The following is a 19,842-nucleotide window of genomic DNA, read 5'->3' as shown; positions in this document are numbered from 1 at the left end:
CGGATGCGTGAGCCCCAGCGGGTCGAGCAGCGGCCGGTACACCGCGAGCACCGAGCGATTGGCCACCGCCAGCGCGAAGCACACCTGCCGGTCCAGCCGCAACGGATCGTCGATCTCCTGCATGTCCACCTCCCTCGTCCAGATCATTATTACACGAACAGTTCGTGCACTAACTACTACCCGTGGCGCTCCGGCGGATCAGGACCGCGTGTGCCCATACTGTGGGTTGCCACGCGAACGTCGGATCATCGTTTCCAGGAGGCGTCGATGTCACTCACCCGCGCCGAACAGGCCCGCACCAGCGCGGAGCTGAAAGCGAATCTGCGACTGGCCGAAGTCACCGCCGAACAGGTCCGCGCGGACCTGGGATTCAGCGAGGACCAGCTCGACCGCACATTGAACTGCGACGACGCGCAACCGCAGGACGTCTGGCTGCTGCGGGATCACCTGCACAACCTCGTCCTCGCCCGCCGGGTGGACCCGGTCCCCTATTCGGTCCTCACCGAACGCGCACGGGTCGCCGCGGCCCGCTGGTTCCCGCTGCGGACACCACCGCCGATCGACACCACCGGCGAGTAGCCGGCGCGTAGGACGGGTTCAGCCGATCAGCGGTGAGTCGCGCCGTCCACGGGGAATCACCAGCGGGGTGCCGGTGACCGGGTCGGGCAGGATGGTGCTCTCGATTCCGAAGACGCGGCGGATTAGTTCGCCGGTGATGATCGTGCGCGGGTCGCCCTCGGCGACGACCTCACCGTCGGCCATGGCGATGAGGTGGGAGGCGTACTGGGCGGCGTGGTTGGGGTCGTGCAGGACGGCGACGATGGTGCGGCCGCTGGTGCGCAGGTCGTGGAGCAAGTCGAGGACCTCGAGCTGGAAGGCGATGTCGAGGAAGGTCGTCGGTTCGTCCAGGAGCAGGATCGGGGTTCGCTGGGCCAGTGCCATCGCGATCCAGACACGTTGACGCTGGCCACCGGACAGTTCGTCCACCGGACGGTCGGCGAGGTCGTCGGTGCGCGTGGCGGTCATGGCCTCCCAGAGGGCCTCTTCGTCGCTACGCGTCCAGCGGTGCAGTGGGCCCTGGTGCGGGAAGCGGCCGCGGGCGACGAGATCGGCGACCGTGATGGCGTCGGGGGCGGTCGCGGACTGGGGCAGGAAGCCGACCGCGCGGGCGAATTCCTTGGCCGGGTAGGACTGCACGGTGCGGCCGTCGAGCAGGACCGCGCCCGCGGTGGGCGCGAGCAGCCGCGCGAGCGCGCGCAACAGCGTCGACTTGCCGCACCCGTTGGGACCGACGATCACGGTGAACGAGCCGTCCGGGACGGCGAGGGACAGTTCGCGCGCGATGACGCGGCGGTCGTAGGCCAGGGTCGCCGTGTCCAGGCCGAGGCGGCTGTCGTCGGTCATGATCGTGTTCTCCAGATCTCGTGCAGCAGCAGCCACACCAGGTAGCCGCCGCCGAGGACGACCGTGGCCACACCGACCGGCAGCGGCGTGCGCCACAGATGCTGGGCGGCGAGGTCGGCGACGGTGAGCACGAGCGCACCGGTGAGCGCGGTGGCCGTGAGCACCAGGGCGGTCCCGCGCAGCAGCAGGCGGGTGATGTGGGGTGCCGCGAGCGCGACGAAGGCGATCGGCCCGGCCACGGCGGTGACGATCGCGATGAACGCGACGCCGACGATCACCAGCGCGAGCTTGGCGGGCTCGACCCGCAGTCCCAGCGCGGTGGCGGTGTCGTCGCCGAGTTCGAGATGACGCAGCAGCGGGGCGAGCAGCCGGAGCACGACCAGCAGCACCGCGATCGCGAGCATCGCGGGCACGATCTGCTCCCGGGTGACGGTGCTCAACGAACCCGCCTCCCACGCCGCGGCGGTCACGGCGACCTCGATGTCGGCGCGCAGCACCATCCAGGTGTTGAGCGCGCCCAGGGTCGCCGCCAGCGCGATCCCGACCACGATCAACCGGAATCCCTGCACGCCGGACCGGACACTGAGCGTGTAGACCAGCGCCGCGGCGAGCAGGCCGCCGAGCAGCGCGCCCACGGCGACCTCGGCGTAGCCACCGGCGAAGACGATGATCACGATCAGCGCGCCGGTGTAGGACCCCGCCGAGAATCCGAGAATGTCGGGACTGGCCAACGGATTACGGGTCAGCGACTGGAAGATCGCACCGCTCAGCGCCAGCGCGGCACCGAAGGCGACCGCGGCCAGCACCCGGGGCAGCCGCCAGTCGAGCACCACGATCCGGTCGGTGCGCTCGCCACCGCCGAGCAGTGCCGCGACCACCTCGGTGGGCGACAATGTGATGTCGCCGGTGCCGAGGGTGACCACGCAGACCCCGGACACGGCGATCGCGAGCAGCACGCACACCACGACCGCGCGCGGCCGAATCGCCCGGCGCCGCGGCCCGGTTCGTGTGTGTGTCACAGTCGCACCGCCGCGCGCCGCCGCACCAGCATCATCAGCACCGGGCCGCCGAGGACCGCGGTCACGATGCCGACGGGCACCTCGGCGGGCCGCATCACCACCCGTCCGACGACATCGGCCAGCAGCAGCAACGAGGGCGCCAGCAGGCCGCTGAGCAGCAGGATCCACCGCTGATCGGTGCCGGCGAACCGGCGCGCCGCGTGCGGAACCATGAGCCCGACGAACACGATCGGACCGGCGATCGCGGTCGCGCCACCGGCCAGCAGCGTGATCGCGGCGATCGACAGCGTCCGGGTGCGCCGCACCGAGGCGCCCAGCCCGGCGGCCGCGTCGTCACCGAGTGTCAGCGCGCTCAGCGCGGGACCGAGCAGCAGTGCGAGCAGGAGACCCAGCGCGAGCAACGGCGCCACGGCCCGCAGCACGCCGAAGTCGCGCCCCACCAGGGTGCCCGCGTTCCAGGCCCGCATCTGCGCGAACGCGTCCGGGTTGAGCAACGTGATCGCGGTGACGACACCGCCGAGGACCGCGGCCAGGGCGACGCCCGCCAGCACGAGCCGCACCGGATCGACCCCGCCTCGCCCGGCCGACCCGATGAGGTACACCAGCGCCGCGATCAGCCCGGCCCCGCCGAGCGCGAACCATACGTACGCGCTCGGCGCGGTCGCTCCGAAGACACCGACCGCGAGCGTGACCGCCACCGCCGCACCGGCGTTCACGCCGAGCAGCCCGGGATCGGCGAGCGGATTGCGGGTCAGTGCCTGGATGACCGCGCCTGCCACCCCCAGCCCGAGACCGGCCAGCACCCCGGCGACCGTGCGCGGCACCCGCAGATCCCGCACGATCCGGAACTCCTCCCCTGACCCGATCCCGAGCAGCGCGTCCAGGACCGTGCCCGGCGCGATGCCGCGGGCGCCGACACACAGGCTCACCGCGATCAGCAGGCACAGGACCGCGACCGCGCCCAGGGCGACCCACCGACGACGAGCGGACCGTCGATACCGCTGCGGCGCAACGACATCGACGGTCCGGGAAACAGTGGGGACGGAGCGGTCAGCCAAGGCGGGCGAAGGTGGCGTCGAGATCCTGGGGCACCCAGGTCTTGCCGAGGATGCCCGCGTTGTTGATCGCCTCACCCTGCGCGTCGCTGAGCCATACCACCCGACCGGACAGGTTGCCCGCCCAGGCCGGAGCGGCTTCGAGCTGGGCGATCGCGTCGCGCGGCGACGGGAGCAGCAGCACGACCGCGCCGTCGACATCGCCCGCGGTCTCACCGGAGTACACCGTCCGGGCGCCCGCCTCCTCGACCGCGGTCTGGTCGGCGGCGGGGCGCATGCCGAACAGGCGCAGGATGTTTCCGCCGGAGGCGAGCATGATGTCGGTCTTGTAGTAGAGCCCGAACGAATACGGCTTCGCCGCGAGACCGGGGTGCCGGGCACCGACCGCGGTGAACGCGTCGACGGCGCCGGTGATCAGCTTCTCCCCCTGGTCGACCTCGTCGAAGGCCCGCGCGACCTGCCGGACCCCGACCCGCCAGTCCTTGGCGGCGTCCTGCATGTCGAACACCAGCGTGGGCGCGATCTGGTTCAGCTTGGCGACCACGGCCTTGTCCGCGAACTGCGGCCAGGCGGGCGCGACGATCAGATCGGGGGTCAGCGCGAGGATGGCCTCGTAGTCGATCTCGTTGGCGTACACGTCGGCGAGTTCGCCGTTGATCGCCTCGTGCCCGGCGCGATCGGCGAGATAGGGCAGCTTCTCGATGTTGTGGACGCTGGCCCCGACCGGGTCGATGCCGAGCGCGAGCACGTTCTCGAAGGCCGGATTACCCAGGGTGACAACACGTTCGGGCTTCTTCTCGATCGTCGTGTCACCGGTGGCGGTGGTGACGGTGATCGGGTAGGCCCCGGCGGCGCCGGTCGCGCCGGGGCTCTGTTCGGAGCCGGACGAGCAGCCGGTGACGACCAGCAGGCCGAGGGTGGCGGCCAGCACGGCGCCGAGGGTTCTGGAGCGGGAGAGGAGCGACACGATTGCTACCCTAGCAATAATAGGTAAGGGTGTCCTATGTTCTAGGAGTGAGAATCGCCGTCCACATGAGTCCAGGCCGCGTCCGGCGTCGGGATCGCCTCGGGCAGCCGCCCCGCCGTGACGAGCTGGTCCGCGCCGAGCAGGAAGGCCTCGATGGTCCAGGCGACCTGTTCGTCGTGCAGTTCGGTGCGGGGGTACTGCCCGTTCGGATAGCGGTTGCGCTGCGGTGGCCGCAGCGCGGCGGTGAGGGTGAGCAGGCGCGAGCCGAGGATGTGGGCCGCGCGGCGATCCAGGCGCGGGTCCCGGCGCATGAGTTCGTCCATGATCCGTTCGAACGCGCCGAGGGTCGTGCGCTCGTACGGACCTCGCAGGACGTAGTCCTCGAGCCCCGGATACCGCTTCAGCAGTTCCGCGAACCGCCGGGCCAGCACCCGCAGATATCCCTGCCAGGACTGTTCCTCCGGCACGTCGAGCCGCAGGCCGTCGAAGACCCGGGCGCACGCCAGCGCGTAGAGCCGATCGATGGACTGCACGTGATGGCGGATCGTCGCGTCCGAGACGCCGAGATCACGGGCCACCGCGGCGCGGGTGAGCCGGTCGAGACCGACGCGTTCGGCGGCGTCGAGGATGTCGTCCACCGAGGTGGTCGGTCGCCGCCCCAATCGCGGCGAGAACGGCCGCTCGCTCCCGGAACCCATCACACCACCGTATCGCCACCACATCGAAGGTCACCGAACTGCTATGCCCGACACTGCCCCCGGATCGGTCCGCGCGGCCGCGGCACGGCTGAGACGCATCGATGCCGTCCCGCCGGTCGACAGGACCGCGCTGCGCCGCTTCACCGCACCGGCGACGACGCTGCTGCGGGCCGCGACGATCATCCAGATCGCGGCGTCGGCGCTCACCGTCGTCACGTTCGGCGGCATCTGGCTCATCGCCCGCGCCGCCTACGACGCGCACCTCGGCGCCGACCCCGATCCGCGCCCGGCCATCGTCGCCGGGATCGTGACCGTCTGTGTGGCCGTGGTGGCCGGATTCCTGGCCACCTCGCTGGCCTACTACCTGACCCATGTCGCCGATCTGCGGGTCCGCAGGCACCTCCGTGCCCTGGCCGCCGAGCACATCTCGCGACTGCCGGTGGGCTGGTTCACCTCCGACGCGTCGAAGAAGGCGCTCTCGGTGTTCGGCAACGAGGTGGAGACCCTGCACAGCGCGGTCGCGCACGGGCGGATGGAACTGCTCCAGGCCTCGGTGGCCCCGGCCGCGGTGTGGGTGTGGCTGGTGCTGATCGACTGGCGCCTCGCCCTCGCCGTCGCCGTGCCCATCGCCACGTATTACGTTCTGCAGCAGGGCATCTACCAGCGGGCGATGGCCTACCACGCCGAGCAGGGACCGGCCATCGCGGAGCTGTCGGCCGCGGCGCACGAGGAACTGCGCGACGCGGTCACGCTGCGGCTCGGGGCGGCGCTGGGCACCACCCCGTCGCGGCTGCTGCAGGCGCACGCGCGCCTGCACCGGGTGATCGTCGAATCCCATCGCGAGCAGGAGACCCGCGGCACCCGGATCGGCGCGCTCGTCGACCCGGTCCTGACGCTGCTGGTGGTGCTCGGCTTCGGCTACCTGCTGATCCACGCGGACGTCCTGGCCCCCGCCGATCTCGTTCCGTTCGTCATCGCCGCGCCGCTGCTGGCCGCCGCGCCCGCCGCGATCACCCTGGCCCGCTGGGGTGTGGTCGGTGCCGCCAACGCCGCCACCGGCATCGCCGGGTTCCTCGCCGAGCCGCCGCTGCCGGTCCCCGAGCAGCCGAGAACACCGTCGGACAACACGATCTCGCTGGTCGACGTGAGCTTCGCCTACGACGACGACACCGTCCTCGAGCACGTCTCGCTCGAGATCCCGCAGGGCTCGTTCACCGCGGTGGTCGGCCCGTCCGGATCGGGCAAGTCCACCCTCGCCGCGCTCATCGCACGCCACCACGACGCCACCTCCGGCTCGGTGCGCCTGGGCGGCGTCGATGTCCGCGAGATCGACCCCGCCGAGCTGAACCGGCGCGTCACCGTCCTGCCCCAGCGCGCGATCCTGTTGCGCACCACCGTCGCCGACAACATCCGGCTCGCGCGACCGGACGCCTCGCTCGACGACGTGGTCGCCGCGGCCGTGATCGCCCGGATCGACCAGCGCGTCCGGGCGCTGCCCGACGGCTACGACACCGTCGTGGGCGAGGACATCGACCTGTCCTCGGGGGAACGTCAACGGATCGCGCTGGCCCGCGCGGTGGTCACCGACCCCGCGGTGCTCGTGCTGGACGAACCCACCGCCCATATCGACCCCGAGTCGGCCGCGGCCATCCACGAGGCGCTCGCCGTGGTCGCGCGCGAGCGCACCGTGGTCTTCATCGCCCACCATCTGCGCTCGATCGCCGCCGCCGATCAGATCGTGATGGTCGAATCCGGGCGCGTCACCCAGGTCGGCGGGCACACCGAACTCGCGGCGAGCGCGGGCACCTACCGGAGCATGTGGCAGGCCACCGTGCGCAACACGTCCACTACGGCGGAAGGCCGGTCATGATCAAGGATCTGCTGGCGGTTCTCGACGCGAGGACCGTCGCCAACTATCGCGATCAGATCGTCCGCGCGGTGGGCTACGCCGTGCTCGAGGGCATGACCGTCGGACTCACCCTGCCCACGCTGGCCGCGATCCTGCGCGATTCGTCCACCGCGATCTGGTGGCTGCTCGCCCTGGCGATCACCACCGTGATCACACTGATCGCCAATGCCTGGACCAGTCAGAAGGCGACCAGGGCGACCTTCGACGCGATGGCGGGCATCCAGGAGCTCGAGATCGCCCACCTGCGCAAGGTGCCGCTGGACTGGTTCTCCCCCCGGCACAATGCCGAGCTCATCACCCTGCTGTGGCCGGGCGCGATCAGCACCACCCGCAATGTGCTGCTCAACCTCGCCGCGCTGGCCCGCGGCGTGCTCACCCCGGCCATCGTGCTCGCCTTCGCCGCCTTGGCCAGCCTGCCCGCGGCGCTGATCATGCTCGCCGCCCTGCCGGTCCTCTACGGGGTCTACCGGGTCACCACCCGCACCCTCGAGCGGAGCGAGCAGGCCGACCACGCCGCGAATGTGGAAGCCACCGCGCGCATCATCGAATACGCCGAATCCCAGTCGACGCTGCGGACCGCCCACCGCGACACCCTCGGCAAGAAGCTGCTCACCGACGCGCTCGACGTCCTCGACAGCACCTCCCACACGAGCGTCGGCACCGAGATCACCGCCCGCGCGGCCTTCGGCACCGCCGTCAACCTGACCGTCGCCGCGCTCGTCGCCGTCATCGGATGGCAGCTGCTCGACGCACCGGCCGACGTGGTCGTGCTCATCGCGGTGCTGACCATGGCGCTGCGGTTCACCGAACCGATCGACACCGTCGCCGCCACCGCCCGGATGCTGCGCACCTCCCGCTCCACCATCCGCCGCACCACCGAATTCCTCGCCACCCGACCGCTTCCCGAGCCCGCCGTGCCCGCCGCACTGCCCGCCGACGCGGCCCTGGGTGTGCGGCTCGACGGTGTGAGCTTCCGCTACCACGGCTCCGCGCAACCCACGCTGCACGACATCTCCATCGACATTCCCCCGCGATCGACGGTGGCGCTGGTCGGCGAGTCCGGGGCGGGCAAGACCACCCTGCTGCGGCTGATCCTGCGCTTCGCCGATCCCGGCGAGGGCTCGGTGCGGGTGGGCGGGATCGACGTGCGGGAGGTGGGATTCGCGCAGCTGTGCACGCGCGTGGGCGGAGTGCTGGCCGAGACGGTCCTGCTCGATGCCACCATCGCCGACAATGTCCGGCTGGCGAAGCCCGACGCCACCGACGCCGAACTCGACACGGCCGCACGGCTTTCCGGTCTCGACGAGGTCGTCGCGCGGCTGCCCGACGGCTGGAACACCGTGGTCGGCGCGCACGGCGCGCGGCTGTCCGGCGGCGAGCAGCAACGCGTGCACCTGACCCGAATCGCCGTCCAGGACCCGGCCGTCGTCGTCCTCGACGAGGCCACCGCGGCCCTCGACCCGCTCTCGGAAGCGGTCGTGCAGCAGTGGCTGTCCGGGATGGCCGGGCAGCGGACGCTGATCATCGCCGCCCACCGCCTGCACACGATCATGTCCGCGGACCACGTCGTCGTCCTGCGTGAGGGCCGCGTCGCCGAATCCGGGCCACCTCACCTGCTGGCGAGCCGCGACGGGGCGTTCGCCCGCATGCTCGGCGCGGGGTGAGGCCCTGGGCCACCATTCGGATGCCGTGGCACCCTGGCCAATTCGGGTTAGGTTAGGTTAAGTTAACTTCATGGTGGACTATGCCGTGGAGGCAGAAGGTCTCGTCAAACGGTTCGGCGGGGTGACCGCACTCGATGGACTCGGTTTCGCGGTGGAGCGAGGCACGATCGCGGGGGTGCTCGGACCGAACGGGGCGGGAAAGACGACAACGATCGACGTACTGACCACATTGCTGGTTCCCGACGCGGGGCAGGCGCGGGTCGCCGGTCACGATGTGGTGGCCGAGGCCGGAGCGGTCCGGTCGGTGATCGGCCTGACCGGCCAGTTCGTCGCCCTGGACGAGAATCTCACCGCCCGCGAGAACCTGACCCTGTTCGGGCGCCTGCTGAAACTCGGCCGCAAACAGGCGACCCAGCGCGCCGACGAACTCCTGCACCGCTTCGACCTCACCGAGGCCGCCGACCGGCGCAGCGGCACCTTCTCCGGCGGTATGCGGCGCCGCCTCGACCTGGCCGCGTCCCTGATCGGCAAGCCCGAAGTGCTCTTCCTCGACGAACCGACCACCGGCCTGGACCCGCGCAGCCGCGCGGTGCTGTGGGACGTGGTCCGGGACCTGCGCGACGACGGCATGACCATCCTGCTCACCACCCAATACCTCGACGAGGCCGACGAACTGGCCGACCGGATCGTGGTCGTCGACCACGGCCGGGTCATCGCCGACGGCACCGCCGACGAACTCAAGGACCAGGCGGGCGGGTCGGTCTGTCACATCACCGCGGCCGAGGACGAGCGCCCCCGCATCGCCGCCGCGCTGGCGGACATGGCCGGGCTCGCCGAACTCACCGACGGTGTCGCTGTCGCCGCGGCGGGCGCGGCCACGCTGGTCGATGTCGTGCGCAAGCTCGATGCCGCCGAGATCGCCGTCGACGACATCGCCCTGCGCCGCCCGACCCTCGACGACGTGTTCTTCCGCCTGACCGGACACCCGAGTGTCGCCGGCGAGCCCGAGGACACCCCATGACGACCGCGACGCCGGAAAACGTTGCCGCGCCGCCCCGCCCGCATCCGTCGATCTGGGCCGACACCGCCGTGCTGGCCGCGCGCCATCTGCGGTTGATGAGCAGACGGCCGGCCTCCGTCATCGGTGCGGTCGTGCTGCCGCTGGTGTTCGCGACGATGTTCTACGTCGTGTTCGGCACCGTCGTCGAACGCCGGATCGGCAGCGACTACGGGCAGTACCTGCTGCCCGCGGTCATCCTGCAGGCGATGCTGTTCACGGCCATGTCGGCGGCCATCCTGTCGGTGGAGGACGTCACCGGCGGCATGATCCGCAGGCTCCGCTCCATGGCGGTGTCCCCGTTCGCCCCGGTCCTCGGACTGGTCGGCGCGGAACTGGGCCGGGCACTGCTGACGATCGTGGTCCTGCTGCCCGCCGGTGCCCTCATGGGCTTCCGCCTGGGTGGCGGCGTGCTCGCGTCGATCGGATTCGTGCTCGTCGCCCTGTTCTTCGCCGCGGTGGTGTGCACCGGGTTCATCGCGATCGGCTTCGCGGCGGGCAAGGTGGACTCGGTGCAGGTGATCACCAATGTCATCTTCTTCCCGTTCCTGCTGGTGTCGAACGCGTTCACCCCGACCGAGGCGTTCCCGGGCTGGCTGCAGCCCTTCGTCGCCAACCAGCCGCTCAGCCGCACCGCCGACGCACTGCGCGCGCTGGCCGATTCCGAGGCCGCCGTGGCCCGGCCGGTGACCATCGCGCTGCTGTGGCTGACCGGCGGATTCGTCGTGTGTGTCGCGATCGCGGCCCGGACCTATCGGAGGTCGCTGTGACCGAACCCCGCACCGCGCCGGGACCGCACGTCCTGCTCGACGGATGGTCGCTCACCGTCCGCGCCATCCGGGTGACGCTGCGCAACCCCGTCCTGCTGATGATGGCGACGTTCTTCCCGCTCATCCTGCTGATCCTGATCACGGTGTCGTTCGGCTCGCTGGTCGCCCCCGGCGGCAGCCGGGCCGACTACGTGAACTTCAGCCTGCCGCTGTTCGCCGTCATGGGCATCATGTTCGCCGGTCTCGGCACCGCCATGACCACCTACGACGATCTGCAGTCCGGCTTCGACCGCAGGCTGCGCGCGATGCCGATCGCGCGCTCGGCGCCGCTCATCGGGCGCATCGCTGGTGACGCCGTGCGCAATCTGATCACCCTGCTCGCCGTGGTCGGCGTCGGATACCTGCTCGGATTCCGTTTCACCGGCGGTGTTCCCGGCGCGCTCGGATTCTTCGCGCTGCCCCTGGTCTTCGGCACCGGGGTGGCCTGGATGATGGTGGCGATCGCGGTCTACGCCAAGTCCGGCGAGGCGGTCGGTTCGGCCCTCAACGCCATCCTGCTGGTGGCCTCGTTCCTGTCGACCGGTTTCGTCCCCCGCCAGGACCTGCCCTCGTGGATCCAGCCCGTCGCCGCCGCCAACCCGGTGTCGTCGGTGGTGGAGGCGATGCGCGGCCTGGCCTCCTCGGGCCCGATCGCCGCCCCCACCCTGCGCGCCCTGGCGTGGACCGTGGGCCTGACCGTGGTCTTCGCCACCCTCGCCATCCGCGGATACCGCCGCCGCGGCCGCTGACACAGGCCGACCGCCAGGTGTGCTGCATGTCATGGCCGCGCCCACACAGGGTGCACTGTCAGGATGTTCGGCATGGACAACAACGAGGTGGTCGTGGGCGGAACGACGGTCTCGACAGCGCACGTCGACGACCGGGAAGCCTTCGACCTGTGGTCGTCGATCATGAGCGAGGGAATCATGCCCTGCGCTGCCGAGCAGCTCGGTGCCGGGACGTTCTACGGGGCGTTGACTCCGAGGCTGCATTCGGAGCGGGTCTCGATCACCATGGTGCAGAACACTCCGTACCTCATCCGGCGCCGCGACAGCGACATCACCAGGGCGGGAGCGTCGACGGTGATCGCGACCGTGCCCATGATCGGAGTCGCCGAGATAGCCAGTGGTGACGAGTATTTGAGCACCCCGGTGGGTTCGATGTTCATCGCCGACGGCCGGCGCCCACAGCAGTCGCGCACCAACCGGTTCCAGGGCCTGCTGATCACCGCTCCGCGTGATCTGGTGCTGGCTGCCGCAGGAATCGGCGACGGCGAGTTCCCGACGGTGACCGTCGTCGAGCCGACCGCGCACGGCAGGTTGATCATCGACTACTTCCGGCGTCTGATCTCGCTTCCGCAGACGTCGTTCCGGACCACGGCATTGCTGGATGCCGGAATAGACCTGCTCGGCGCCGCGCTGGCACACCGCGTCGATCAGATGCCCACCGAGCCCGCCGCCGACGTCTACGACCGGGAGTCCGTGATCGCGTTCCTGCGTCTGCATCTCAGTGACCCTCAGCTCAACACCGAGATCGTCGCCAAGGCATGCCGGGTGTCCCGACGCAAACTGTTCCGGCTCCTCGCCGACATCGACGGTGGGCCGATGGCGCTGCTGCGGCGGATGCGTATCCAGCAGGCCTGTCAGCTGCTGATCACCGCACCCGATCGGACCGTCGGTTCGGTCGCGCGGGCCTGCGGGTTCACCGGGGACCGCAACTTCTATCGGGTATTCCGTTCCGAGGTGGGCGTCACACCAGCGGAATTCCGGCAACGGGTTGCCACTGATCTCCGCACCGTGAACTGACCGACCATCCGGCCCCTCGTTGTCACGAAACGCCGGGACGGAATATGGCACTATTCGTCACATAGCGCCATTGGCAACCTTACAGCTACTTCACTGTGGCATGAATTGTCATACATCGACCGGACAGTTCTGCTGAACTACAGCCCGAATGAGCGACAACGTGGGGCCGACAGCGGGTGAAAGGCGCAGTTCACGACGCGCCATCCACACTCCAGCAACGATGTAGCATCGGTTCGATTCGGGCCGTGCAACCACGAAAACAGGAGGATTCGGTTGAGTGTCGAACCCATGTCGCCCCGGGCACGGACAGCGGGTCCGGAAATAAGGTCGATCACCGATACACGGGATATCGCCGAGGGGATCAGGCTGTATCGCACCGTATTCCACACACCGGACACAGAATGCACCATGGCGCCGCGGCTGCTCGCAGCCATGGCTCGACACGGCGGGTTCGTGCTCGGCGCACACCGTGACCGCAGCCTCATCGGATTCGCCTACGGATTCGCGGGGATCACCACCCATGGCCTGGGCGCCCACCTGTACCTCCAGCTCATCGCCGTCCATCCCCGATACCAGAACTCAGGCATCGGGAGGTCCTTGATGAACGCCGTCGCCGAGCACGCGCGCGCGGCCGGCATCTCGCGGATACGCTGGGCGTTCGACCCTCGCGACACCCGCAATGCCCACTTCTATCTCGATGTCGTCGGGGCGCGCGGCAAGTGGTTCGTGCCCGACATGTACGGCACCCCGAACAGCCACCGCGTCATCGCCGAATGGGATGCCGCACCGGTCACGAGGGCGCGGCCGCACACCACCACACCGACCGATGACAGCGTGGAGTTGCGCGAAGACCTGGGGACCGAGCACCAGCCCGACGAGCCGTTCTACACGAGGCTCGCCAACTTGCTCTCGACGGGATACGAACTGGTCTCGTGCTCGGTCGGAGATCAGGAGTCCCGTTGGCGACTATGCCATACCAGGGAACACAACTAGCACGATATCCCTTGCGTGACAACACAATACAATTTTCAAAACGCCTCTGCTCCACCTTCGATCAGCGATACTGATGGCGTATCCGGCCATCGATTGCGAGGTGCGTGTTCATGGGCTCCCCACAGTTCGAATCGCTGAGTATCGGTGAACGCCTGGAGATGCGGCGGCGACGGCGCGGACTGTCGCGGCGGGTATTGGCCAATCTCGTCGGCCGGAGCGAGGAATGGCTGCGATTGGTGGAATCGGGCCGCAGCCAGCTCGACAGCATCGAGGTGGTTTCCCGGCTGGCGCAGGTATTGCAGGTCGACAATCCAGCCGAACTCATCGACTGGCCGGTGACGAATTCGCGCGAATCCGCGCCGGAGCCACCGCTACTGCGCGCGCTCTACGAAGTCGTCATCGACCATCCGGCACTCGGCATCTACGCGAGCGGCGATTCCCTACCCGACCAGGACCCGGCCGAACTGTCGGCCGCGATGGACGCCTGCCGCACGGTATGGACCAGCTCCCGTCATCGATACTCCCGGCTGGCCGCCGAGCTCCCCCCGGTACTGCGGATGTGCCGAGCGGTGCGATGGCGACGCCAGGACCGTCCCAGCGCGGAACTCCTGGTCAGCGGCTACCATCTGGCGCGGCTGATCCTCGCGGGGACCGGCAGCCACAGCATGGCGGCCACCGTCGCCGACCGGGCGATCGGCACCGCGGCCCAGCTACGCGAGCCGGTGCTGATCGCCGCCGGCGCCTGGCACGTCAGCCAGTCCCTGCTCAATCTCTCGATTCCCGATGCGAGCCGGGACTACGCGCTCGCGGCGGCAGCGCGCCTCGAGCGCAAAGGCACCGACAGCGACGAGTGCCGCCGATTGTGCGCCGCCCTGCGATTGGTCGCCACCCGAGCTGCCGCCTATGAACGCGCCGGCCGGGATTCTGTCCACATGCTGGCCGAATTGCATTCCACTGCACAGGAATTGGGCAGGGATTCGGAAGTATTGATGATTCCGTTCGGACCGGTGGAGGTCGCGATCGCCGCCATGGAGATCGCGGCCCAGCGCAACGACACCGGGGAAATTCTCCGGCTGGCCGATCACCTCGATATTCCGGACGATCATCCGTCGCCGCGCCGGGTGAAGTACTACATCTATCAGGCGAGTGCCTATGCGGCACAGCGCGACCACGCCGCAGTGGTGCTGGCGTTGAGTCGTGCGGCCGAGGTCTCCCCCGAGGATCTGCGCTACGACCCAGACGCGCACCGCTGCATCCAGCACGTCCTGCGCCGGGGCAACGTCATCGCCCGCCGCGAGGTGCGCCGTCTGGCGGCGCTGGCGGGACTGGGCTGACCGCCGGGTTCAGCAGCGGCGCACCGGGATTTGTCCCAAGATCACCGGGAACGACAACGGGCCGACCACAGGAAACTTGCGGCCGAGAAGTATTGGGCCGCGCATCGATTCATCCTTCAGCCTGTGATCAGGGCAATTCGAAGGGATGACACCGATGGCGAAGGAAGCGACGAATACCCGAGCGGAAGGGAGCCGGCGCATCGGCGTCATCGGCACCGGACGCTATCTCCCCGAGAAAGTGCTCGCCAACGCGGACATCGCCGAGGCCGCCGGAGTGAGCGCGGACTGGATCCTCGAACGGACCGGTGTTCTCGAACGCCGGGTGGCCGCCTCGGACCAGGCCGCGTCCGATCTCGCCACCGAAGCCGTGCGCGACGCGCTCGACTCCGCGGGGCTGTCGGCGGACCAGCTCGACCTCATCGTTCTGACGACCTCGACCCCCGACGAACTGGGCCCTTCCACCGCATGCCGCGTGCAGAACCTCCTCGGTGCGCCGCAGTCCGTCGCTTTGGATGTCTCGGCTGCGTGCTCGGGCTGGATCTTCGGTGCCCGGGTGGCGGCCGACTGGCTCACGGCCGATCATCGCGCCCGGTATGCGGCGGTGGTCGGCGTCGAGGTGTATTCCCGGTTCCTCGACCGGGGCGACCGTGCCACCGCCGTACTGTTCGGCGACGGAGCGGCAGCGACCATCCTGGGACCCGTCGGGCCCGAGGTCGGCTTCGGCCCGATCACGCTCGGCGCCGACGGCAGGTTGGCCGACGACGTTCTCATCCGTGGTGGCGGCAGCCGGATCCCGGCGACCCACGCATCGCTCGACGCGGGACTTCACCTCATCCACATGGACGGCCGTGCGGTGCGCGATTTCATCCTCGACATCTTTCCCCGGGCGGCGGCGATCGCCCTGAACAGCGTCGGGCTGGCGGCCGAACGGATCGATCTGCTGGTGACGCATCAGCCGAACCCCGCGCTGGTTCGCGCCCTCGCGGCAGAAGCGGGATTCGAGGCCGATCGGATGGTCGTGATCGGCGACCGGGTCGGCAATATCGGCGCCGGGTCGACACCGTACGCGCTCGCGACCGCACACGCCGAGGGCAGGCTCCACGAGGGCGATCGGATCCTGATCGTCGGCTTCGGTGCCGGCGCGACCTGGGGTAGCACTGTCCTCACCTGGGGCACCGGCAGTGGAGCGGCGGCATGAGATCGGCGGTCTTCCTCACCCCGGGCCAGGGCGGCGATCCCACCGGGGCACTGCGGGTGCTGTACGAGGCCGATGACGACGCCCAACACACCATCGATGGTGTCCTGGCCGACGTCGCCGGGGCGACAGGCACCGAGGTCGCCGCGCTGCGTTCGGTGCTGCTCACCGACCATCCACCGCGCCAGGAGAATCCGGTGCTGGTTCGGCAGCTCGCGGTGTACTCGATCTCGGTGAGCGTCGCGGCGATTCTCCTCGCCCGCGACATCCGTCCGCGCGCGCTGATCGGTCAGAGCTTCGGCGAGATCGCCGCGCTGGTCTGCGTCGGAGTGTTCGACGTCGCGAACGGCGCACGAGCCGTTCGCGCGCTGAACTTCGCCTTCTCCGCCTACGAGGGGCGCGGTGCGACAGTGCGATTGGCGGGATCGGAGACCGACGCCCGGCTGCTACTCACCGAGTTCGGGCGCGACGAACTCGTCGTCGCCTGCATGAACAGCCCCCGCCAGACCTTGATCAGCGGCCCGGTCGACATCGTCGAGGAGTTCATGTCCGTGGTGCGGCCCCGGCAATCGCTGACGCGGCTGCGAATCCCCTACGCGGCGCATCACCCAGAACTCGGGGAAGTCGCCGAGCAGTTCTACCGCCGTCTGGCGCAGATACCGATGGCCCCCTCGCGCATTCCGATGTACTCCCCGGTGCGGCGCCGCGCGTACCACGACGGCGACGACCTGCGGCGGGCACTGGCCGACTGCGTGACGAAACCGGTGTACCTCACCGAAACGCTCTCGGCCGTCGCGGCCCAATCCCCGACGCTGTTCGTGGAACTGGGCAGTGGCGAGGTGTTGTGCGACTGCGTGCGCGACACCGTGCCCGGCGCGCGCACCCTCGCACCCCTGGTCGGCGAACCCACCTGGTTGACCACCCCACCACCCCCTTTTCCCCCGGATCTCGGATAGGACGGCCATGACTGCCGATATCAACGCGGACGGCACCGGCGGCCTGTCACGCATTTCCCTCCGCCGCGTCCTCGCCAACGCCGACGGTGAACACGAATACGCCATCGCCCGGGATTGGCTCCACCGCGCACTGCCCGATTCGGCGTTCGCGTGGCTCGACGCGGTCACTCCCTACCAGCGCGCCGAGGTGATGTATGCGCGGTGCCGGGCTGCGGGACGCCACGCGCCCCCGGTCGCCGACTTGATCGGGCGGCCGGAGAATCTCGCCACGCTGATGACGCGGATGGTCGTCGCCAACCCGTCGATGTTCCACTTCTGCATCGTGCACTACACCCTGACCGTCGCCCCGATGCTCGCGGCGGGGACGATCGGCCCTGGTCTGCGGCCGATCCTCGCCGATCTGGCGAAGATGAACTCCTTCGGTGTCGCCCTGCTGACCGAGGCGGCCGAATACAGCAGAAGCCACCTGCATCCACGCACGCGGGCCGAATACGATCCGGCCACCCGCGAATTCGTCCTGGATTCACCGACCAGGGCCGCGGCGAAGTACCCCAACAACAGCGCGTGCCCGACCGTTCCCAAGACCGCGGCCGTCTACGCCCAGCTGGTGATCAACGGGATCGAGCGCGGCATGTTCGTGTTCATCGTCGTGCTGCGTGATCCCGACGGCACCCTCGCCTCCGATGTCGAGCTGATCGCGGCTCCCGACACCAGCGCCCTGCCGTCGGACTACGCCTACGTCCGCTTCGACCGGAAACGTGTCCCCTTCGATACCTGGTTGCCCGACGGTGCGACGATCAGCGCCGACGGCGACTTCACCGATCCCGAGCCAGGTTCCGACGCACGGCGCACCCGGACGATGCGCGTGCCGGGACCACTGGTCTGGATGTGCATCGTGGCCGGATCCGCCGGGGTCGCCCAGGCAACCGCGAAGATCCTGCACCGCCACTCCCGCGGCCACTTCTCCGGCGCCCATGTCGCACCCGAGCTGCCGCTCATCGAATTCCGCGCGGTACGCGCGGCGGTCACCGACGCGACGGCAGCGGGGTACGCGCTGGCACTCGTCAGCCGGTATGCCGCGGGAAACCGGCCCGCCGACGAGCCGCGACCCGCGGGTGCGTCTACCTGGGCACCCTGGTCGGCGGTGGACGGGAAGCTGGCACTGCTCAAGGTCGCCGCCAACCTGCTGTGCTCGGAGGTGGCGACCACCAGCAGAATCCTGTGTGGCGCCAGTGGATTCACCGCCGACGACCGCCTCAACGCCTACGTCGGCTGGGCGGCTGCCTACGATTCGGGCGGTGGTGCGAACGACCTGATCCTGCTCGACACCGCCCACGCGATGGTCAACGGCATCAACTATCTCCCGCCCGAGCCGCTGTCACCGGACCCGACGGCGGATCTGACCGATCTCGCTCAGTGCCTCGCGATCGCGCGGGCACTGGAGAGCAGGCTCGGCTCGGAGCTGTCACACCGATGGTCGGCAGCCGAGGCCGACGGTGTGGCGGAGTTCGACTTCTGGTGCGACAACCAGCCACTCGCGTTGCTGACCGCCACCACCTACGCGGACCGGATCGTGCTCGAACTCCTCGCCGGCGGCGAGGCCACGCTGCCGGCGCCGGTCGGGCAGCTGCTCAGGGTGCATGCCCTGGCCACACTCCGGAAGCACACCGCCGCTCTGGTCGATTTCGACGTCGTCCCGCCGGGGTTCTCCCCGAGGCTGTGGCGCGCGCACGATCAGCTCTGCGACGCACTGGTGCCGTGGCTCGACGACCTGGTCGATGCCATCGATTTTCCAGATCTCGTACGGTGAAGGGAGCGGGTCGATGCGAGGAAAGCGACGTCTTCGGACCGGGGTGATGGATCTGGCCCTGCGGCCGGGCCCGGCGCCGGATCTGACCCTGCGAGTCACCCTGGCGACAGCGAAGCTCGGCGGCGCCGACTCGGTCTTCGTTCCGGATCATCTGATCGGCTTGCTGCCCCCATCGATCTGGCAGCCGGACGACATCGGCGCCGCACGGCTGCTTCCGGGGATCAACGCCCACTACGAGCCGTGGACGGTTCTGGGCTATCTGGCCGCGAAGAACACGCGGTTGCGCTGGGGAATCGGAGTGACCGACGCGGCCAGGCGGCATCCCGCGGTGACCGCGCAGGCCGCGGCGACCCTGCATCAGCTCAGTCGCGGCAAGGCGATCCTGGGGTTGGGTCCCGGGGAGCGGGAGAACAACGAGCCCTTCGGCATCGACTGGACCCGGCCGGTGGCACGCTTCGAGGAGGCGATGGCCACCATCCGGGCTTTGTGGGATTCGAACGGAGCGCCGATCAGCCGCGACTCCGCGTATTTCCCGCTGCGTGATGCCGTCTTCGAGATTCCGCCCTACCGCGATACCCGGCCCGGGATCTGGGTCGGCGCGCACGGTCCGCGCATGCTGCGCGCGGTCGGCCGATACGCGGACGGCTGGTTTCCGGCCTATCCGCAGCCGGTGCAGGACTACCGCCGTCGGCTCGACAGGATCAGGAACGAAGCCGCCGACGCCGGCCGGGACCCGCTGTCGATCGTGCCCGCCGCGCTGTTGTTCGTCATCACCGGTCACAGCGACGCCGACGTCGAGAACGCAGTCGATTCACTCGGCGCCCGGGCCTTCGGGTTGTGCATGAGTGCGGATCTGTGGCGGCGCCACGGACTCGAACATCCACTGGGACCGGGCTTCTCCGGTATCCAGGACCTGCTTCCCCAAACCCTCGATCGTGCGACAGTGCTGTCCGGTGTCGAGCAGATCCCGGTGTCGATGATCCGCGAATACTGCGTGACCGGAACACCGACGCAGATCCAGGATCAGCTTGCCGAATGGCGTGACGGCGGGCTGGAATACCCGGTCCTGGTGAATGTCAGCTCGTTTCGGCCGGATGTGACCCGCGGACTGAGTTCTGGTGTTCCCTTCATCCGCGCACTCCGGAAGATTCGCAGGCTGTAGCAGGC

General features: G+C 69.4%; 18 protein-coding genes and 1 pseudogene. 13 read left to right on the top strand and 6 right to left on the bottom strand.

Going from position 1 to position 19,842, the window contains the following annotated elements; all coding sequences use genetic code 11:
• Positions 1-123: pseudogene (locus ACFC06_RS00790) on the bottom strand (MarR family transcriptional regulator); the annotation flags it as partial.
• 144 nt (positions 124-267) lie between these two features.
• On the opposite strand from ACFC06_RS00790, the gene ACFC06_RS00785 reads away from it, so the two are divergent.
• On the top strand, positions 268-579 hold the full coding sequence (locus ACFC06_RS00785) for a DUF2316 family protein (RefSeq protein WP_375926131.1): 312 nt from the start codon (positions 268-270) through the stop codon (positions 577-579).
• Between the two features lie 18 nt (positions 580-597).
• Here the strand turns inward: ACFC06_RS00785 and ACFC06_RS00780 are convergent, their stop codons facing one another.
• The 5 genes from ACFC06_RS00780 to ACFC06_RS00760 are packed head-to-tail and all read right to left on the bottom strand — an operon-like array spanning position 598 to position 5,143.
• The gene (locus ACFC06_RS00780; protein ID WP_375926128.1) at positions 598-1,404 is read right to left on the bottom strand and encodes an ABC transporter ATP-binding protein; all 807 of its coding nucleotides are present in this window, start codon (positions 1,402-1,404) and stop codon (positions 598-600) included.
• Complete coding sequence (locus ACFC06_RS00775) at positions 1,401-2,423, bottom strand: FecCD family ABC transporter permease (RefSeq protein ID WP_375926125.1); 1,023 nt, start codon at positions 2,421-2,423, stop codon at positions 1,401-1,403. Before ACFC06_RS00775 ends, ACFC06_RS00780 begins: the two co-directional genes overlap by 4 nt.
• Positions 2,420-3,481 carry an iron chelate uptake ABC transporter family permease subunit gene (locus ACFC06_RS00770; protein WP_375926122.1) on the bottom strand — a complete coding sequence of 354 codons (1,062 nt, stop codon included), beginning with the start codon at positions 3,479-3,481 and terminating at the stop codon, positions 2,420-2,422. The genes ACFC06_RS00775 and ACFC06_RS00770 overlap by 4 nt, the downstream gene beginning before the upstream one ends.
• Complete coding sequence (locus ACFC06_RS00765; RefSeq protein WP_375926119.1) at positions 3,474-4,445, bottom strand: ABC transporter substrate-binding protein; 972 nt, start codon at positions 4,443-4,445, stop codon at positions 3,474-3,476. The genes ACFC06_RS00770 and ACFC06_RS00765 overlap by 8 nt, the downstream gene beginning before the upstream one ends.
• Positions 4,446-4,486: 41 nt before the next feature.
• Complete coding sequence (locus tag ACFC06_RS00760) at positions 4,487-5,143, bottom strand: TetR/AcrR family transcriptional regulator (RefSeq protein WP_375926116.1); 657 nt, start codon at positions 5,141-5,143, stop codon at positions 4,487-4,489.
• 43 nt (positions 5,144-5,186) lie between these two features.
• Between ACFC06_RS00760 and ACFC06_RS00755 the strand changes: the two genes are divergently transcribed.
• The 12 genes from ACFC06_RS00755 (at position 5,187) to ACFC06_RS00700 (ending at position 19,837) form a co-directional block, all read left to right on the top strand.
• The gene (locus tag ACFC06_RS00755; protein WP_375926113.1) at positions 5,187-7,013 is read left to right on the top strand and encodes an ABC transporter ATP-binding protein; all 1,827 of its coding nucleotides are present in this window, start codon (positions 5,187-5,189) and stop codon (positions 7,011-7,013) included.
• A complete protein-coding gene (locus tag ACFC06_RS00750; RefSeq protein ID WP_375926110.1) occupies positions 7,010-8,716 on the top strand; it encodes an ABC transporter ATP-binding protein in 1,707 nt (568 codons plus the stop codon). Before ACFC06_RS00755 ends, ACFC06_RS00750 begins: the two co-directional genes overlap by 4 nt.
• Positions 8,717-8,786: 70 nt before the next feature.
• Positions 8,787-9,737, top strand: coding sequence for an ATP-binding cassette domain-containing protein (locus ACFC06_RS00745; RefSeq protein ID WP_375926107.1), 951 nt, complete (start codon positions 8,787-8,789; stop codon positions 9,735-9,737).
• The gene (locus ACFC06_RS00740) at positions 9,734-10,543 is read left to right on the top strand and encodes an ABC transporter permease (RefSeq protein ID WP_375926104.1); all 810 of its coding nucleotides are present in this window, start codon (positions 9,734-9,736) and stop codon (positions 10,541-10,543) included. The genes ACFC06_RS00745 and ACFC06_RS00740 overlap by 4 nt, the downstream gene beginning before the upstream one ends.
• Positions 10,540-11,331, top strand: a complete 792-nt coding sequence (locus ACFC06_RS00735) for an ABC transporter permease (protein ID WP_375926101.1) — start codon at positions 10,540-10,542, stop codon at positions 11,329-11,331. The genes ACFC06_RS00740 and ACFC06_RS00735 overlap by 4 nt, the downstream gene beginning before the upstream one ends.
• 72 nt (positions 11,332-11,403) lie before the next feature.
• A complete protein-coding gene (locus ACFC06_RS00730) occupies positions 11,404-12,387 on the top strand; it encodes a helix-turn-helix transcriptional regulator (protein ID WP_375926098.1) in 984 nt (327 codons plus the stop codon).
• 273 nt (positions 12,388-12,660) lie between these two features.
• Positions 12,661-13,380 (top strand): GNAT family N-acetyltransferase, encoded by a 720-nt coding sequence (locus ACFC06_RS00725; RefSeq protein ID WP_375926095.1) that lies wholly within the window; start codon positions 12,661-12,663, stop codon positions 13,378-13,380.
• A 110-nt stretch (positions 13,381-13,490) separates the two neighbouring features.
• Positions 13,491-14,714, top strand: coding sequence for a helix-turn-helix domain-containing protein (locus tag ACFC06_RS00720; protein WP_375926092.1), 1,224 nt, complete (start codon positions 13,491-13,493; stop codon positions 14,712-14,714).
• 154 nt (positions 14,715-14,868) lie between these two features.
• On the top strand, positions 14,869-15,912 hold the full coding sequence (locus tag ACFC06_RS00715) for a 3-oxoacyl-ACP synthase III family protein (RefSeq protein ID WP_375926089.1): 1,044 nt from the start codon (positions 14,869-14,871) through the stop codon (positions 15,910-15,912).
• Entirely contained in the window at positions 15,909-16,865 is a 957-nt protein-coding gene (locus ACFC06_RS00710) for an ACP S-malonyltransferase (RefSeq protein ID WP_375926087.1), read from the top strand. The genes ACFC06_RS00715 and ACFC06_RS00710 overlap by 4 nt, the downstream gene beginning before the upstream one ends.
• 7 nt (positions 16,866-16,872) lie before the next feature.
• Entirely contained in the window at positions 16,873-18,675 is a 1,803-nt protein-coding gene (locus ACFC06_RS00705; RefSeq protein WP_375926084.1) for an acyl-CoA dehydrogenase family protein, read from the top strand.
• 46 nt (positions 18,676-18,721) lie between these two features.
• On the top strand, positions 18,722-19,837 hold the full coding sequence (locus ACFC06_RS00700) for an LLM class flavin-dependent oxidoreductase (RefSeq protein ID WP_375926081.1): 1,116 nt from the start codon (positions 18,722-18,724) through the stop codon (positions 19,835-19,837).
• The last annotated feature ends 5 nt before the right edge of the window (positions 19,838-19,842 follow it).

Origin of the sequence: Nocardia sp. NPDC056064, from assembly GCF_042266925.1 — a bacterium.
GTDB lineage: Bacteria > Actinomycetota > Actinomycetes > Mycobacteriales > Mycobacteriaceae > Nocardia.
This window is presented reverse-complemented; position numbering and strand designations above follow the sequence as displayed.

What these genes read in the sequence shown, in the direction of transcription:
- ACFC06_RS00740 (WP_375926104.1), top strand. Translation starts at nt 9,734, where the DNA reads ATGACGACCGCGACGCCGGAAAACGTTGCCGCGCCGCCCCGCCCGCAT.
- ACFC06_RS00785 (WP_375926131.1), top strand. Translation starts at nt 268, where the DNA reads ATGTCACTCACCCGCGCCGAACAGGCCCGCACCAGCGCGGAGCTGAAA.
- ACFC06_RS00705 (WP_375926084.1), top strand. Translation starts at nt 16,873, where the DNA reads ATGACTGCCGATATCAACGCGGACGGCACCGGCGGCCTGTCACGCATT.
- ACFC06_RS00710 (WP_375926087.1), top strand. Translation starts at nt 15,909, where the DNA reads ATGAGATCGGCGGTCTTCCTCACCCCGGGCCAGGGCGGCGATCCCACC.
- ACFC06_RS00715 (WP_375926089.1), top strand. Translation starts at nt 14,869, where the DNA reads ATGGCGAAGGAAGCGACGAATACCCGAGCGGAAGGGAGCCGGCGCATC.
- ACFC06_RS00755 (WP_375926113.1), top strand. Translation starts at nt 5,187, where the DNA reads ATGCCCGACACTGCCCCCGGATCGGTCCGCGCGGCCGCGGCACGGCTG.
- ACFC06_RS00750 (WP_375926110.1), top strand. Translation starts at nt 7,010, where the DNA reads ATGATCAAGGATCTGCTGGCGGTTCTCGACGCGAGGACCGTCGCCAAC.
- ACFC06_RS00720 (WP_375926092.1), top strand. Translation starts at nt 13,491, where the DNA reads ATGGGCTCCCCACAGTTCGAATCGCTGAGTATCGGTGAACGCCTGGAG.
- ACFC06_RS00780 (WP_375926128.1), bottom strand. Translation starts at nt 1,404, where the DNA reads ATGACCGACGACAGCCGCCTCGGCCTGGACACGGCGACCCTGGCCTAC.
- ACFC06_RS00760 (WP_375926116.1), bottom strand. Translation starts at nt 5,143, where the DNA reads ATGGGTTCCGGGAGCGAGCGGCCGTTCTCGCCGCGATTGGGGCGGCGA.
- ACFC06_RS00700 (WP_375926081.1), top strand. Translation starts at nt 18,722, where the DNA reads ATGGATCTGGCCCTGCGGCCGGGCCCGGCGCCGGATCTGACCCTGCGA.
- ACFC06_RS00730 (WP_375926098.1), top strand. Translation starts at nt 11,404, where the DNA reads ATGGACAACAACGAGGTGGTCGTGGGCGGAACGACGGTCTCGACAGCG.
- ACFC06_RS00745 (WP_375926107.1), top strand. Translation starts at nt 8,787, where the DNA reads ATGGTGGACTATGCCGTGGAGGCAGAAGGTCTCGTCAAACGGTTCGGC.